Raw genomic sequence first — 13,927 nt, 5'->3', positions numbered from 1 at the left:
CTGCCGAGTACGAGACCCGACTCCGGTCTCTGCTCGGCAATCGGCTTGCCGTCGTCCCGGGAGAGTTCCTTCTTCTGGGCGCAGACTCGGTGATCGATCGCGTCGAAGCGACGCCGCGTATCGCGCTGCTCGGCCCGGTTCTGAATTATGAGGAAACCCGAGGTCTCGTCAGAGGGCTGAACGACCGTTACCCAGATATCGGGCTCATCGTCGTGCGCGAACAGCGGACCGACCTCGAAGACTGGGTTGACGACCTACCTCTCCACGCGGTGCTCAGTCCGCATGCCGCGGACGCGACGACCGAGGAACTTCTAGACCGGTTGTCCAACTGGCTCATCTCCAACGGTCGCGCCGAACTCGAGGATTTCGAAGCAGACCCTGAACCCGAAGTCGGCGATCTGGTCGCCGAAATGCTCGCGATCCAATCCACGACCGAGAGCGAGATCGCAGAGGAAGTACATGAGGAGGCGAGCGGCGAGCCGGTCGATGAGCAGCCTCAGGAGATCGAATGGGAATTCCCACCGCTCGAGGACGGGGTTCCGTCCGAGGCCATCGCTGTCGTCGCGCCGAAGGGCGGTCAGGGCAAGACCACGATTGCGGTCAATCTGGCAACCGGACTCGCTGAAGTCGCGCCAAACTCGGTGGTCCTCATCGACGCCGACCTCCAATTCGGTGATATCACCGCAGTATTGAATCTGCAGCCCGAGCGAACGATCGTGGACGCCGTGGCGGATGCCGCCCAAGACGAACTCGTGTTGAAGACCGTCCTCGTTCATCATGCGGACGGGTTCTTCGTAGTAGCGAGCGCACCCTCACCCGAGCTCGGCGACCAGGTGCAATCCGCGTCACTCGGCCGACTGATCGAGCGCCTTCGTGAATTCTTCCGCTACGTCGTCGTCGATACCACACCCGGACTCAGTGAGCACACGCTCGTCACCATCGAACACGTCACGGATGCCGTCTTCGTCTCGAACATGAGCGTGGCGAGTCTTCGGGCCTTGCGAACGGAGTTTCAGATGCTGACGACACTCGGGCTCATGCCCAGCAACCGACACATCGTTCTCAATCAGGTCGACAAGATGAGCGGCCTCACCGTGAAGGACTCCGAGGCGGTCATCGGTGCACCCATCGACGTCGCGGTTCCGAAGTCGTCCGCAGTACTGCTCGCCAGTAATCGCGGAATTCCCCTGATTCACGATGATGTTCGTGATCCAGCCGCGCGCGCTGTGCGTTCGGTGGTCATGCGCATAGCGCCCGAAGCGTTCCCGAAGCGCACCAAGATCCAGAGAAGGCGGCGATCACATGGGACTGAATGATCGGCTGAATGCACTCCGTAGCCCGCAGGTCGTCGTAGATCCCACGGGACTGCGAACCTACGCGTCTGAAGACACGCAGAGTCCCGACGACACATTCACCGAGGTCCTCCCGGAGGTCGCCGACGCGTCCGTCGAGGAACCGACGCCAGCCCTCTTCAAGCCTCCCGCTTCGTTGCCCACGGCGATGCGTCCTGTACCCATCCTGGATCCGCTGGCACCGATCAAGGAGAAGGCCGCGCAGGAGCTCTTCGTGCGCATCGGATCGCGTATGAGTGATGCCTCGCTGACTGAAGAGCAGTTGCATGCGCTTGCGAAGGCAGAACTTGCGGACATCGTTGCCGCAGAGCAGATTGCGCTTACGACGGCGGAGCGCAATCGCCTTATCGACGACATCGGTGCGGACGTTCTCGGCTATGGTCCGCTCGAGTCGTTGCTCGAGGACCCAACGGTGAGCGAGATCATGGTCAACCGATTCGACCAGCTGTACGTGGAGCGGCAGGGCCGGCTCATGGAGACGCCGCACAGGTTCACGGGGGAGCCGCAGCTTCGTCGAGTTATCGAGAGAATCGTGTCGCGGGTCGGTCGCCGGATCGACGAATCTTCTCCACTTGTCGATGCACGGCTCGAGGACGGTTCGCGAGTAAATGCGATCATCCCGCCCTTGGCCGTGAACGGGTCGTCGCTCACCATTCGAAAGTTCGCCGGAACGCCGTACACCGTCGAGGACCTGGTCCAATTCGGCACTCTGACACGCGAAGTCGCCACGGTGCTGGACGCGGCAGTGCGTGCAAAGCTGAACATCCTCGTTTCCGGCGGTACGGGTACAGGAAAGACGACGTTGCTCAACGTGCTGTCTGCCTTCATTCCCACCGATGAGCGGATCATCACGATCGAGGATGCCGTCGAGTTGCAGCTCCAGCAGGAACACGTGGTGCGCCTCGAATCCCGGCCTCCGAACATCGAGGGACGCGGTGAAATCACCATCCGCGACCTGGTCAGGAACTCCCTTCGCATGCGACCCGACCGGATCGTCGTCGGTGAGGTCCGAGGCGCCGAAAGCCTCGACATGCTCCAGGCGATGAACACCGGTCACGAGGGATCGATCTCGACGCTGCATGCCAACTCGCCGCGCGACGCGATCAGCCGAATGGAGACGCTCGTGCTCATGGCGGGCATGGACCTCCCGCTTCGCGCTATCCGTGAGCAGATCTCCTCGGCGATCGACCTCATCGTGCAGATCACCCGTCACAAGGATGGTGTGCGCCGCGTCACCCAGGTAACGGAGGTGCATGGGATGGAGGGTGACATCATCACCCTCCAAGATGCCTTCTCGTTCGACTACTCGGCTGGCTATGACGAGGAAGGAAAGCTCAAGGGTCGGATCGAGCCGACTGGTGTGCGGCCGCGATTCGCCGAGCGGATCGCGGACCACGGAATCAAGCTTCCTGTCTCGCTCTTCCAGCGCGATTTTCGGGGCATGTTGGGCGAGATTCGATGAATCCCGGCATACTCGTCGCCGGCATCAGCATCGCGCTGCTCGCTGGACTTGTCCTCGTCTTTCTCGTGATCGCGCCGCCCGCACCTCGGGTTTCCGCGGAGCGCCGTCGCGCACCCGGGGTGGACCACGTGTCGATGCTGTCCAGGATCACCCAACGCACCACCGCGGCGGTCGACGGCGTCGTTTCAAAACAGTCCCGCCGCTTCTTCGGACCGGAGGAGCTCGAACTCGCCGGGATCAGATCCGAACCGAGCGCATTCGTCGTAATGGTCGCTTCTGCGGCCAGCGTAATGGCCTTGGTCGGGGTCCTCCTCGGGTTCGCGAGCGGTACTTCGCTTCTTTGGGGCTTCCTTTTCGCCGTCCTCACTCCGATCGGGGCCAAGGTGATGCTGAGTATGCGCACGGCGCGTCGACGTGACCGGTTCGCCGATCAGGTAGATAGCACGGTTCAGCTCATGGCGGGCGGCCTTCGGGCCGGACACGGACTATCACGCACGGTGGGGGCCGTTGCGAGTGATTCGGCTTCGCCCACGAGCGAGGAACTCTCGCGAGTGGTCAATGAGACGCGGCTGGGCAGGAACTTGGCTGACTCGCTCGCGGTAACGGCGCAGCGGATGCGCAGCGATGACTTCGAGTGGCTCGCGCAGGCGGTGGCGGTCAACCAGGAGACGGGCGGCAATCTTGCGGAGGTGCTGGATCAGGTCGGCAAGACCATCCGCCAGCGCAACGAGATCCGCCGGCATGTGAAGGCGCTCAGCGCGGAAGGTAGGCTCTCGGCGATCGTGTTGGTGTGCTTGCCGGTCGGCGTGTTCTTGTTCCTCTCGCTGGTCCAGCCCACTTACATGAGTGTCTTCTTCACCTCGATCTTCGGGATGATTGCGCTCGGGGTCGCCGTCATTCTTCTTATTCTCGGCGCGATCTGGGTCTCCTTCGCGGTGAAGGTGAAATTCTGATGGCGCCAGAGTTGGTCGCGTACATCGCGATCGCAGTTACGGCGCTCGCGATCGGGCTGTTCGTCTTCATGCTTTTCCCGAGGCGGCGACCTGCGGTCGAGCCGCCCGGAGAGGTGCATCCGACGCTGGGCCGTGTACAGCAATCAAGCTTCGGCGCCTCCCTCATCGCGGCCGCTCCGCGTGGCTATGTGGGCTGGATCGAGAAGCAAGTAGTCCATGCGGGGCGCCCGGCGGGATGGACGCTGCAGCGCATCGTCACCTGGAAGATCGCTCTCGCGCTGTTCGGCGTAGCGCTCGGTCTGATCTTCATCTTCAGCGGCGGACCTAACGCCCTGAAAGTCCTTCTTGTCCTTGGCGGCACGACGATGCTGTTCTTCCTACCCGATGTGCTAATCCACAGCAGGGCGCACGACCGTCAGGAGGCCATTAAGTACTCTCTGCCGGACACTCTTGATCAGATGACGATTGCGGTGGAAGCGGGACTTGGCTTCGACGCCGCGATGGCGAAGGCCGCCCGCAACGGCAAGGGGCCCTTGGCGGAAGAACTCATCCGAGTGCTGCAAGACATGAGCATCGGTCGCAGCCGACGCGACGCCTTCATGGAACTGGAGAAGCGCACGAGCCAGGAAGACCTGCGGCGGTTTGTGCGGGCGGTTGTCCAAGCGGACCAGTACGGCATCTCCATTGGTGAAGTCCTCCGCGTGCAGGCCGGCGAGATGCGCCTCAAGAGGCGTCAGCGTGCCGAGGAGCAGGCCATGAAAGTTACCGTGAAAATCATCTTCCCGCTCGTGTTCTGCTTGCTTCCGGTGTTGTTCATCGTCTTGCTCACACCGGCAGCGCTCAACATGATCAACACCTTTGCCGGAATCAATACGTTCTGATCTTCGTTCGGCTGCCTCCGCATCGCGCGCCTTGAGGGTGTGAAGTAGTGGTGGAGAGCGCCGAGCCATCGTCCTTGCCTAAGCTGACCCAAAGGGGAGGCGGCTTGGACGAGTGGCGACCGGACGTGCTCGGCGAGGGGTTCGAGCAGCTGACGCTGCCGCTCGAGCCCGACGACGAGGGTGAGGTCGTCGCGACGCTCGTGCGGTACCGGTCGGCCGCGCCCGAGGAGGCGCGGGCGCGCCGGAGGTGGCGCTGGCCGTGGGAACCGGAGCCGATCGCGGTGCCGCCGCCCGCGGCATCCGGGTGCGACGTGCTTTACGTGCACGGCTGGAGCGACTACTTCTTCAACCCCCAGCTCGCGCGGTACTGGACGGATGCCGGTGCGCGGTTCTTCGCGCTCGAGCTTCGGAAGTACGGGCGCAGCCTGCGCGACTGGCAGACGCCGGGGTACGTCACGAAGCTGGCGACGTATGACGAGGAGATCGAGGCGGCGTTAGCGGCGATCGATCAGAGTGATGCCGAGGACGGAGGTGACGCGGGGGACGGTGCGGCGGAGCGGGTTTCGAGACGGCCGCAGAGCGGCCTCTTCACCCCCCACACGCGACCGCTGATCCTGCTCGGGCACTCGACCGGCGGGCTCGTGTTCAGCCTCTGGTCGGCCCGCAACCCGGGGCGCGCCGCGGCGCTCATCCTCAACAGCCCGTGGCTGGAGTTCCAGCTGCGGAGCATCGGGCGGCAGGCGATCTCGCCCGTCATCGAGTTCGGGGCGCGGGTCAACCCCATGCGTCCGCTGCCCAACGTCGACCTCGGGTTCTACGCGCGCTCGATCGCGAAGGAGCTCGACGGCGAGTGGGAGTACGACCACCGCTGGCGGCCCGACCGCGGCTTCACGACGCATCCGGCCTGGCTCACCGCCATCCTCGCAGGGCACGCGACCGTCGACGCTGGCATCGACGTGGGCGCGCCGGTGCTGACGCTGCTCTCGGCGAGGTCGACGCTGCAGGGGCGGTGGGATGACGCGATGCTCGCGTCCGACATCGTGCTCGTCGTCGACGACATCGCCAGGCATGCGCTCGAGCTCGGACCGGCGGTCACGGTCGTGCGGATCGACGGGGCGCTGCACGACGTGTTCCTCTCGCGGCAGCCGGCGCGGTCCGCCGCCTACGCGGCGATCACGCGTTGGCTCGAGGGGTACGCGCCGCCAACGACGCCGTGAGCGAGGCGAGTCGGTCAGGCGCGGCCATCGGCGACGGCATGGATCCGCGCCTCGCCGGCCCGGCGCGCGTCGGAGAGGTCAACGGCGCACCCGGTAGCGGAGATGAAGCACCCGGTCTCCCTGAATGATCACGTCCGGGTCTTCCAGCAGATGCTGCGAGTCGACGGAGCCGAAGTAGCGCTTGCCCGACCCGAGCACGACGGGCGCGACATCCATGCGTACCTCGTCGACGAGACCCGCGGCGAGCATCTGGCCGCCGACATCGCCGGCGGCGACCTCGACCGTGCGGTCACCCGCGAGCGCCCGCGCCGTGACCATGGCCTCCGCGATGCCGTCGACGAAGTGGAAGGGCGCGTTGAGGTCCCAGCCCTCGGGCGGCGGCCGGTGCGTCACGACGACGACGTGATCGACCCCGCTCGGAGGGGTCGCGTCCCAGCCGTCGGTGAGGTCGAAGCTGTGGCGGCCGGCGATCGTCACACTGATCTCGTCCCAGTACGGGCGGATGTGGTCGTAGGACGCTTGCGACACGTTCAGCACCCCGCTGTCGTCCAACGGCACGTCACCGCTGACCAACCATTCGAACAGCGGACCGGGATCGTCGTCCTCCGCCGCAATGAAGCCATCGACCGAGACCGACGCATTCATGACCACTTTCCTCATGGATTCCTCCTCTCCTCGGAGTCCAAGTCTCCTGTGTCGTGAGCGGCCGCTCTTGTAAGAAATCAATCGGCCGGCAGTGGCCAGCCTTCCAGCGCGTGGTCGGGGTGCTCACGGAGGAAGCGTTGCCGAACTTCGACATACCGGGTCGGCGTGAGCCCGGTGAACTCCCGGAACTCGTGAACGAAGTGGGATTGGTCGAAATAGCCTGCGCGAGCGGCGATGTCGCCCCAATCGATCGGCCGGGCGACATCGAGCGCCAGCACGGTGGCGGTGAATCGGCAACTGCGCGCCAGCCGCTTCGGCGTGACGCCGATGACTTCCTTGAACCGCTTCGCCAGGTACGTGCTGCTGGCCCGGGATGCCACGCCGAGGTCGCTGATCGGCCCGGCTCCGCCGGTCTCCAGGATGGCGGCGCCCAGCTGGCGGACGATGTCCAGGCCGTCGATCGCGCGCAGCCGTCGCACCAGTTCCTGCTCGAGCAACCGCAGCATCTCGTCCGGTGTTCCCGCCGAGGTCAGACGGTCTCGCAACGCAGCGACAGCGGGCCCGCCCCAGATCTGCTCCACCGTCGCCGGCCGGTCGCACAACTTCGCCGCGGATATCGGAAGGAATGGCGCCAGCCCCCACGGCCTGAAATGGACACCCACCGACCGGGTCGGGGTCGGGTAGCCGAACTCCCACGCACGTGTGGGCGTGGCGACCGCGCAGCCGTCGGCGAAATCCACGGCTTCGCCGTCGGTGTCGGCGCGGATCAGGAAGGGCGCCCCGAGGTTGACGATGAGCAGTGGCGCCGGCGCCGCCGGCAACGTGAATCGAGCGTACGGCGGGGCGCCCTCCAGGTAGTAGAGGTCGTTGATCAGCCCGTCCAGCGGTGGACCGGGCACCCTGGACACATACTCCACGCCGCCATCATCGCGGACGGCCGCGCCATCCGCTCGCCTGAACTCAGCGGAAGTTGACGAACTGCAGGTCGAGGTCGAGGTTAGTATCCGAATCAATGACCAATACCGAATCTGCTTCCGATGGACTCCATCGGGAGCCGACGACGTCGAGATCGTCGATTACCACTGAGGAGGTGTACGACATGACGAAGGCACATGACCCGATTCATCCGGGAGAGATCCTGCTCGAGGAGTTCCTCGAGCCGCTCGGCATCAGCCAGTACCGGCTCGCCCTGACCATCGGAGTTCCACCGCGACGGATCAACGAGATCGTGCACGGCAAGCGGGGCATCACTCCCGACACTGCGCTCCGACTCTCGCGCGCACTCGGCACGAGCGAGCGGTTCTGGCTGAACCTGCAGAACCGCTACGACCTCGACGTCGAACTCGACGCGCACTGGCGCGAGCTCGACGCGATCACGCCGCTGGTCGCATCGGCGTAGGCGGCGACAGAGCTGTGCGGGCGCGCGGCCGCGCCATCCGCTCGCCCCGACAGCCCGCCGCGGCTTAGCGGAAGTTGACGAACTGCAGGTCGAGGTCGAGGTCGGCGGCCTTGAGCAGGCGGATGGTCTCCTGCAGGTCGTCGCGGCTCTTCGACGAGACGCGCAGCTCGTCGCCCTGGATCTGCGACTTGACCGACTTGGGCGCCTCGTCGCGGATGAGCTTGTTGATCTTCTTGGCGTGCTCCTGGTCGATGCCGTTCTTCAGCGCGATCTCGAGGCGGAACTCCTTCCCCGACGCGTACGGCTCGCCCGAGTCGAGCGCCTTCAGCGAGATGCCGCGCTTGATGAACTTCGACTGCACCACATCGAGCACCGCCTTGACGCGCTCCTCGGAGCTCGCCTTCAGCAGGATCTTCTCGCCCGACCACTCGACCGACGCGCCGACGCCCTTGAAGTCGTACCGCTGGTCGACCTCCTTGCGCGCCTGGTTCACGGCGTTCTCGGCCTCCATCTTGTCGACCTTGCTGACGATGTCGAACGTCGAATCTGCCATGCGCGCCAGTCTAGCGAGGGGGTGAGCGGATGCCACGGGGCGGGCGTGCCCGTGCGCAGCCCCGTCGAATCGACTGCCTCGGGCATCATGGAACCGACCCGCGAGGAGGCTCCCGTGCCGCGTGATCTCGACGCCGATGTGATCGTCGTCGGCGCGGGACTCGCGGGACTGCGCTGCGCGACCCGGCTCGCACAGGCCGGACGTCACGTGGTCGTGCTCGAGGCGGCAGAGGTCGTCGGCGGCCGGCAGCGCACCGACGAGGTCGACGGCTTCCTGCTCGATCGCGGCTTCCAGGTGCTCAATCCCGCCTACCCGGCCGTGCAGCGGTGGGTGGATGTCGCGGCCCTCCATCTGCGGTCGTTCCCGGTCGGCGTCCGCGTGCGACGCGACGACGGGCTCGCCGAACTCGTCGACCCGCGGCGTCACCCGGAGCGCATCCCGGCCATGCTCGGCAGCGGACTCGCCAGGCCGCGCGACCTCGTCGCGCTCGCACGGTGGGTGCTGCCGGTGCTGGCCCGGCCGCGCCGTGTGATCGCCGGGCCCGACCGCCCGCTGCGCGAGGGCTGGGACCGCGTCGGCCTGCGCGGCCCGCTCCGCAGCGAGGTCCTCGAACCGTTCCTCGCCGGCGTGCTCGCCGACGGCGACGGTTCGACGTCCGACAGCTTCGCGCGGCTGCTCGTCCGCATGTTCGTGCTCGGGTCGCCCGGCGTGCCCGAGCGCGGGATCGCCGCGCTCCCGGCGCAGCTCGCCGCCGGGGCGCGAGCCGCTGGCGCCGACATCCGACTGGGGGTCCCCGTCCGAGGTCTCCGAACGCGAACGGACGGCATCGGCATCGAAGCCGATGTCGCCGGCGGCGATCCACTCACCGCGCGGGCGGTCGTCGTCGCAGTCGGGCCCGAAGCCGTCGCCGAACTGCTCGAGATCCCCGCGCCGACGACGAAGGGCCTGCAGACCTGGTGGTTCGCGGCCGATGCGGCGCCCGCGACATCCGCCCTGCTCAGGGTCGACGGCCGACGCCGCGGACCCGTGGTCAACACGGTCGTCATGTCGCACACCGCGCGCGCCTACGCCGCCGCCGGCCGGCACCTCATCGAGGCGACCTGCGTGCTTCCGGGCGGGGCGGATGGCGCGGGCGCACCGTCCGAGCGGGAGGTGCGCCGTCAGCTCACCGAGATCTGGGGCGCCGACGCGACCGCCTGGGAGCTGCTGCGACGCGACGACCTTCCGCACGCCCTGCCCGCGCAGCCGCCGCCCCTGCGGACGACCAGCCCGGCTCGAGTCGGCGAGGCACGCTACGTCGCCGGCGACCACCGCGACACCGCGTCGATCCAGGGAGCCCTCGTCTCGGGAGACCGCGTGGCGCGAGCGGTGCTTCGCGACCTCGACGCGCGTCGGTGAGTCCCCGGCGTTGACCTACGCGATCGGCAAGTGGCCCCATCTCGGTGCACCTCTGGGCGCCGAGTCGACCGTCGGCGAGGTGGTACCGAAGTACCGGGCCTTGTGCCGCGGGATCTGCTTCGGACGGTGGGACTCGATACGCCGCAGCGGCCGAGCTCGACCAGCGACTGGGTCAGCGGAGCCAGACCGTGGCGGCCGGCGGCACGACGCCGGCCGCGGCATCCGCCGGGTCGAGCGGCGCGCTCGACAGGAGCACCTCGAGCTCGCGCATCCCGTCGGGCAGCGTGACCGACGAGGAGCCGAAGTTCGTCACCACGGTCCATCCGCCCGGCCGCTGGAAGGCGAGCACCGACGGGAGCTCGACCGAGATCCACGCCAGCTGCTCGAGGCCCTGCAGCTCATGCCGCAGCGCGAGCGCGCGCCGGTACATCGACAGCGTTGACGACGGGTCGGCCGACTGCACATCGACCGCGAACGACGAGAACCACGCCGGCTGCGGCAGGTGGGATGCCGCGGAGGGTCCGAACCCGAAGGACGGCGCGTCCGCGACCCAGGGCAGCGGCACGCGACATCCGTCACGCCCGACCTCGACGCCGGGACTGCGGAAGAACGTCGGATCCTGGCGCGAAGCGTCGGGGATCTCGGCGACCTCGGGCAGCCCGAGCTCCTCGCCCTGGTAGAGGTACGCGCTGCCGGGCAGGCCGAGCAGGAACAGCGTCGCGGCCCGCGCTCGCCGCAGCCCGAGCGCCGCATCGACCTCGGACGCCGGCCCGCCGCGCAGCAGCCAGTCCTTGCCGACCTCGCCCTCGCCCGACAGGTCGGCGGGCAGCCCGTACCGGGTCGCGTGCCGCACCACGTCGTGGTTCGAGAACACCCACGTGTTCGACGAGCCCGTCTCGGCCGCGAACTCCATGTTGCGGTCGACGATCTCGTGGAACTCCTCCGACGAGAAGTTCGCCCGCAGCAGGTCGAAGTTGAACGCCTGCCCGAGGCTCGTCTCGGCGGCGTACCGGTGCCGGCGCGTCGGCGCGACCCACGCCTCGGCGACCGCGATGCGCGGCGGGTCGTACTCGTCGAACACCTCGCGCCACTCGGCGTAGATCTCGTCGAGCTCCTCGCGATCCCACAGCGGGTGCGAGCCGTCGGCGGCGAGCTTCGTGGCCTCGAGCTCGGCGTGCGAGCGCAACGGGGCCGTCAAGTCCTTCGCGAGCCCGTGCGCGACGTCGACGCGGAACCCGTCGACCCCGCGGTCCGACCAGAAGCGGATGGTGCGCAGGAAGTCGTCGCGCACCTCGCGGTTCGCCCAGTTGAGGTCGGGCTGCTCGGGTGCGAAGAGGTGCAGGTACCACTGGCCGTCGCCCACCGGATGCCACGCCGGGCCGCCGAAGATCGACAGCCAGTCGCTCGGCGGCTCCGAGCCATCCGGCCCCTCGCCGTCGCGGAAGATGTACCGGTCGCGCGCCGCCGAGCCCTTCGGCGCGGCGAGCGCCTCGCGGAACCACTCGTGCAGGTTCGACGAGTGGTTCGGCACGATGTCGGCGATGATGCGGATTCCGGCGGCGTGCAGCGCCGCGACCATCTCGTCGAAGTCGTCGAGCGTGCCGAGCCTCGGGTCGACGTTCCGGTAGTCGTCGACGTCGTACCCGCCGTCGGCCAGCGCCGACGGGTAGAACGGCGAGAGCCACACCGCGTCGACGCCGAGCTCGACGAGGTACGGCACTCGCGACGTGATGCCGGGCAGGTCGCCGATGCCGTCGCCGTTGGAGTCGGCGAAGCTGCGCGGGTAGATCTGGTAGACGGCGGCCTGCCGCCACCAGTCGGGATCGGCGGCGAGCACGGTCTCGGTCTCGAGCGCGTTCTTCGGGTCGGGCATCCGTGCAGGCTACTCGATGGACGTCACCGTGACGATCAGGCGGACGTCAGCTCGAGCAACACGAGCGACCCGGGGTAGAGCACGGGAGACCGCAGTCCCACCGTGCCGAGCTGGCGACCGGTCAGCGCGATCGGCTCCTCGGCCCAGAGCAGTGGCGACTGGCCCGGCTTCGCGACGCTGCCGGCGACGATGCGCACGGTGTAGCGGCGGTCGGGGTCGAGTCCCGGCAGGGTGAACCGCCCCGGCGGGTGCGTCACGCTGCTCGTCACCTGCGTGTAGCTGAAGAGAGCGGATGTCGCGTCGCGCGCCACCACGCCGCGGACATCGGTCGCGGCATCCGCCGTGTCGCCGTGCACGAGCCTGCCCGAGTGGATGAGCTCGCGGTGCCGCTTGTGCAGCTCGACCCACTCGCGGACGCGGCGCATCCAGTCGTCGTTGAGCTTCGTGAGGTTCCACTCGATGCCGAAGTGGCCGAACATCGCGACCCCGCCACTGAAGTCGAGCCCGACCGTGCGCCGCGTCGAGTGCACGCGCGGACTCGTGAGGTGCGCGCCCATGAGCTCGGGCGGCACGAGCAGGCCCGTGTACTTCTGGATCTGCAGCCGCTCGATCGGATCGAGCGTGTCGGACGTCCAGATGCGGTCGGTGTACTCGAGGATCCCGAGGTCGACGCGCGCGCCACCGGCCGCACACGACTCGATCTCGAGGCCCGGGTGACGGCGCTTGAGCTCGGCGAGCAGCCGGTACAGCGCGAGCACGTTCTCGTGCACCCGCGCGCGGCCGGTCTCGGGGGAGCCCGCCTCGAGCAGGTCGCGGTTGTGGTCCCACTTGAGGTACGCGATGTCGTACTCGCCGAGCAGCGTGTCGAGCAGGTGGAGCAGGTACTCCCACACCTCGGGGTTCGCGAGATCGAGCACGTGCTGCTGGCGGGCGGCGAGCGGGAGCTCGTCCCGGCCGCGCAGGATCCAGTCGGGGTGGGCCCGGGCGAGGTCGGAATCGAGGTTGACCATCTCGGGCTCGACCCAGAGCCCGAACTCCATGCCGAGCGAGGTCACCGTCTTGATGAGGGGTCCGAGGCCGTCTGGCCAGACCGACTCGTCGACCCACCAGTCGCCGAGGCCCGCGGTGTCGTCGCGACGGCCGTGGAACCATCCGTCATCGAGCACGAAGCGTTCGACGCCGACGGATGCCGCGCGCCGGGCGAGCTCCTCGAGGACACCGCGATCGTGGTTGAAGTAGACCGCCTCCCACGTGTTGAGCGTGACCGGGCGCGGGCGACGCGGATGCTGCGGCCGCGCGCGGAGCTCGTCGTGGAACCGCTGCGCCAGCTCGTCGAGGCCGTCGCCCCACGACCCGATCGCCCACGGCGTCGCGTACTCCTCGCCTCGCGCGAGGCGGATCTCGCCCGGCGCGAGCAGCTCGCCCGCCTGCAGGAACGCATCGCCCATGGGGGTGCGCTCGGCCAGCAGCCGGTGGTTGCCGCTCCAGGCGGTGTGCACGGCGTGCGCCAGGCCGCGCTCGAACCCGAACCCGCGACGACCGGCGATGAGGAGCAGGCTCGCGTCGGAGCCCGGACGGCCGCGGCGGCTTTCGCGCGCGTACGTGCCGATCGTGAAGTCGTGCCGTTGCGGTGAGCGCTCGCGCGGGTGCCGCCCGGTGGTGTCGAGGAGTTCGTCGGCCGTGGTCGGCACGGGGAAGGTCGGCTGCAGCGAGACGAGCGTGTACGGCTCGTCCGCGAGGTTGCGCAGCGTCAGGCGCTGGCGGAACAGCCCTGCGGGAGTGACCTCGAGCTCGAGGGTGCACTCGAGGCCGGCGGCGTCGTCGCGTGCCGTGAAGGTCGCCGACGCGACATCCGACCGGATGTCGACCGTCTCGAGCTTCGTCGAGAAGTCGCGGCCGTCGCGGTGACCCACGAGACCCGGCGTGGCGAGCCATCCGCCCGACTCCTGCGGGATGAGCGTGAGGAGCGTCGGCTGGTCGATGCCGCCCGACACGGCCTGGGGGATCGCGGCGAGCGCGAGCGCTTCGAGTTCGGGGCCGGCGACCTCGCCGAGGTCCTCGCCCCAGTGCACGATGACCGGGAGCGCGGCGTGTTCGATGTCGAGCACGACGCTCGTGCCGCCGTTGCGGAGGTGGATCGGCGCTGATCGTTCAGGCATGGTGTCCTTTCTACCCGCGGGCGTGAGGCGCCGCC

Annotated in this window: 12 protein-coding genes; 7 read left to right on the top strand and 5 right to left on the bottom strand. The window is 68.0% G+C overall.

The annotated features are described in order from the left end of the window. Window positions 1–89 precede the first annotated feature (89 nt). The 5 genes from BLT99_RS12710 to BLT99_RS12690 all read left to right on the top strand — a co-directional run bounded on the left by BLT99_RS12710 (window position 90) and on the right by BLT99_RS12690 (window position 5,865). Entirely contained in the window at window positions 90–1,316 is a 1,227-nt protein-coding gene (locus tag BLT99_RS12710) for an AAA family ATPase (protein ID WP_157674996.1), read from the top strand. Then, window positions 1,303–2,814, top strand: a complete 1,512-nt coding sequence (locus tag BLT99_RS12705) for a CpaF family protein (protein ID WP_092673074.1) — start codon at window positions 1,303–1,305, stop codon at window positions 2,812–2,814. Before BLT99_RS12710 ends, BLT99_RS12705 begins: the two co-directional genes overlap by 14 nt. After that, window positions 2,811–3,767: a type II secretion system F family protein gene (locus tag BLT99_RS12700; protein WP_092673071.1), complete on the top strand. Its 957-nt coding sequence runs from the start codon at window positions 2,811–2,813 to the stop codon at window positions 3,765–3,767. Before BLT99_RS12705 ends, BLT99_RS12700 begins: the two co-directional genes overlap by 4 nt. Next, a complete protein-coding gene (locus tag BLT99_RS12695) occupies window positions 3,767–4,648 on the top strand; it encodes a type II secretion system F family protein (protein ID WP_092673068.1) in 882 nt (293 codons plus the stop codon). Before BLT99_RS12700 ends, BLT99_RS12695 begins: the two co-directional genes overlap by 1 nt. Window positions 4,649–4,752: 104 nt before the next feature. Beyond that, window positions 4,753–5,865 carry an alpha/beta hydrolase gene (locus tag BLT99_RS12690; protein ID WP_092673065.1) on the top strand — a complete coding sequence of 371 codons (1,113 nt, stop codon included), beginning with the start codon at window positions 4,753–4,755 and terminating at the stop codon, window positions 5,863–5,865. 78 nt (window positions 5,866–5,943) lie between these two features. Here BLT99_RS12690 and BLT99_RS12685 read toward each other — a convergent pair whose 3' ends face one another. Both BLT99_RS12685 and BLT99_RS12680 read right to left on the bottom strand, forming a co-directional pair. Further along, window positions 5,944–6,525 (bottom strand): dihydrofolate reductase family protein, encoded by a 582-nt coding sequence (locus BLT99_RS12685; RefSeq protein WP_092673062.1) that lies wholly within the window; start codon window positions 6,523–6,525, stop codon window positions 5,944–5,946. A 62-nt stretch (window positions 6,526–6,587) separates the two neighbouring features. Further along, window positions 6,588–7,427 (bottom strand): helix-turn-helix domain-containing protein, encoded by an 840-nt coding sequence (locus tag BLT99_RS12680; RefSeq protein WP_197675497.1) that lies wholly within the window; start codon window positions 7,425–7,427, stop codon window positions 6,588–6,590. Between the two features lie 182 nt (window positions 7,428–7,609). Here BLT99_RS12680 and BLT99_RS12670 point away from each other — a divergent pair, with 182 nt between their 5' ends. Further along, a complete protein-coding gene (locus BLT99_RS12670; protein WP_092673056.1) occupies window positions 7,610–7,909 on the top strand; it encodes a HigA family addiction module antitoxin in 300 nt (99 codons plus the stop codon). A gap of 64 nt (window positions 7,910–7,973) precedes the next feature. Here the strand turns inward: BLT99_RS12670 and BLT99_RS12665 are convergent, their stop codons facing one another. Continuing rightward, entirely contained in the window at window positions 7,974–8,462 is a 489-nt protein-coding gene (locus BLT99_RS12665; RefSeq protein WP_092673053.1) for a YajQ family cyclic di-GMP-binding protein, read from the bottom strand. A 114-nt stretch (window positions 8,463–8,576) separates the two neighbouring features. Here BLT99_RS12665 and BLT99_RS12660 point away from each other — a divergent pair, with 114 nt between their 5' ends. Continuing rightward, window positions 8,577–9,860: an FAD-dependent oxidoreductase gene (locus BLT99_RS12660; protein WP_229724376.1), complete on the top strand. Its 1,284-nt coding sequence runs from the start codon at window positions 8,577–8,579 to the stop codon at window positions 9,858–9,860. 172 nt (window positions 9,861–10,032) lie between these two features. Here BLT99_RS12660 and BLT99_RS12655 read toward each other — a convergent pair whose 3' ends face one another. Continuing rightward, window positions 10,033–11,733, bottom strand: coding sequence for a glycoside hydrolase family 13 protein (locus tag BLT99_RS12655; RefSeq protein WP_092673050.1), 1,701 nt, complete (start codon window positions 11,731–11,733; stop codon window positions 10,033–10,035). Between the two features lie 35 nt (window positions 11,734–11,768). Beyond that, window positions 11,769–13,892, bottom strand: a complete 2,124-nt coding sequence (locus BLT99_RS12650; protein ID WP_092673047.1) for an alpha-galactosidase — start codon at window positions 13,890–13,892, stop codon at window positions 11,769–11,771. Between the last annotated feature and the right edge of the window lie 35 nt (window positions 13,893–13,927).

Origin of the sequence: Agromyces flavus, from assembly GCF_900104685.1 — a bacterium.
Taxonomy (GTDB): domain Bacteria; phylum Actinomycetota; class Actinomycetes; order Actinomycetales; family Microbacteriaceae; genus Agromyces; species Agromyces flavus.
The sequence above is the reverse complement of the archived record's forward strand: the minus strand, read 5'-3'. Positions and strand labels throughout refer to the sequence as shown.

Excerpts from the sequence above, each read along its gene's own strand:
- BLT99_RS12705 (WP_092673074.1), top strand. The coding sequence starts at position 1,303 with ATGGGACTGAATGATCGGCTGAATGCACTCCGTAGCCCGCAGGTCGTC.
- BLT99_RS12700 (WP_092673071.1), top strand. The coding sequence starts at position 2,811 with ATGAATCCCGGCATACTCGTCGCCGGCATCAGCATCGCGCTGCTCGCT.
- BLT99_RS12695 (WP_092673068.1), top strand. The coding sequence starts at position 3,767 with ATGGCGCCAGAGTTGGTCGCGTACATCGCGATCGCAGTTACGGCGCTC.
- BLT99_RS12685 (WP_092673062.1), bottom strand. The coding sequence starts at position 6,525 with ATGAGGAAAGTGGTCATGAATGCGTCGGTCTCGGTCGATGGCTTCATT.
- BLT99_RS12670 (WP_092673056.1), top strand. The coding sequence starts at position 7,610 with ATGACGAAGGCACATGACCCGATTCATCCGGGAGAGATCCTGCTCGAG.
- BLT99_RS12665 (WP_092673053.1), bottom strand. The coding sequence starts at position 8,462 with ATGGCAGATTCGACGTTCGACATCGTCAGCAAGGTCGACAAGATGGAG.
- BLT99_RS12655 (WP_092673050.1), bottom strand. The coding sequence starts at position 11,733 with ATGCCCGACCCGAAGAACGCGCTCGAGACCGAGACCGTGCTCGCCGCC.
- BLT99_RS12650 (WP_092673047.1), bottom strand. The coding sequence starts at position 13,892 with ATGCCTGAACGATCAGCGCCGATCCACCTCCGCAACGGCGGCACGAGC.